Genomic DNA, 1,347 nt, shown 5'->3' on the forward strand with positions numbered 1-1,347 from the left:
GCGCGGGCCGCCGCGACGGCCGAATCGACTCCGCCGCTCATGGCTGCGAGTACTCTCATTGTCGTACGTTCTCCCTTAGCTAAAACCTGTTCCTGCTGTCTGGATGGATGATGCGTGGCCGGACATGCCGGCTTTGCGGGCACGCTCGTATGCCTCGGGCAGCGCGGCCACCAAGGCGTCAACGTCTTCCGGCGTCGATGTATGCCCGAGGCTGAACCGCTGGGCGCCCCGGGCTTCGGTTTCACTCAGCCCCATGGCCAGGAGCACGTGCGAGGGACGGGGCACCCCGGCCGTGCAGGCGGACCCGGTGGAGGACTCCACGCCCGCCATGTCGAGCACGAAGAGCAGCGAGTCCCCCTCACAGCCGGGGAAGGTGAAGTGCGCGTTGCCCGGCAGCCGGTCGATGCGCGGCCCCCTCAGTACCGCCTCCGGCACAACACGCCCGACGCCGGCGATCAGCTGATCCCGCAGTTCCGTAATGCGCACCGATTCCTCGGAAAGACGGGTGACGGCGTCCTCCGCTGCAGCTGCGAACGCGGCGATGCCGGCAGTGTCCAGGGTGCCGGACCGGATGTCCCGCTCCTGTCCGCCGCCGTGCTGCACGGGGGTGAGCTTCACGGCCCGCCCCACCAGCAGTGCGCCCACGCCGACGGGTCCGCCGATTTTGTGTCCGCTGACGGCCATGGTGGCAAGCCCGGAATCGGCGAAGGAGACCGGCACGGAGCCGAAGGCCTGGACCGCATCGGAGTGCACCGGAATCCCGTGCCGGGCAGCGAGCGCGGTAATGTCCGCAACCGGCTGGAGTGCTCCCACCTCGTTGTTCGCCCACATCACGGTAACCAGGGCAATCCGGTCTGCGCCGCCGTCGAGCTCCTGCTCAAGGACGTCCAGCCGCACGATGCCCTCTTCGGTAACGGGCAGCCAGGTGACGTCTGCACCCTCATGCCGCTCGAGCCACTCGACGGCGTCCTGGACGGCAGGGTGCTCGACGGCGCTGCACAGGATGCGGGTCCGGCGCGGGTCGGCATCGCGTCTGGCCCAGAAGAGGCCCTTCACAGCGAGGTTGTCCGCCTCGGTACCGCCGGAAGTGAAGATGACCTCGGAGGCGTGCGCGCCTGCGGCTCGGGCAAGGGTTTCACGGGCGTCCTCGACCACCCTGCGGGCACGCCGGCCGGAGCCGTGCAGCGACGAGGGGTTGCCGCTACGGCTGAGTTCGGTGCTGAGTGCGGCGAGCGCGGGCGCCGAGAGCGGCGTGGTCGCCGCGTGATCAAGGTACACGGGCACCCATAGATTCTATCGTTGGCGGTCTCCAAAGCCGAACGCAGCCGTTGAATCGGCAGGACACGC

The 1,347-nt window shown here is 69.0% G+C and carries 1 protein-coding gene; it reads right to left on the minus strand.

Annotation, left to right across the window (positions count from 1 at the left end):
* Positions 1 to 75: 75 nt before the first annotated feature.
* Complete coding sequence (locus X803_RS0104095) at positions 76 to 1,284, minus strand: cysteine desulfurase family protein (RefSeq protein ID WP_026544151.1); 1,209 nt, start codon at positions 1,282 to 1,284, stop codon at positions 76 to 78.
* Positions 1,285 to 1,347 lie beyond the last annotated feature (63 nt).

The sequence above is a fragment of the Arthrobacter sp. 35/47 genome (assembly GCF_000520475.1).
In the GTDB taxonomy this organism is placed as follows: domain Bacteria; phylum Actinomycetota; class Actinomycetes; order Actinomycetales; family Micrococcaceae; genus Arthrobacter_D; species Arthrobacter_D subterraneus.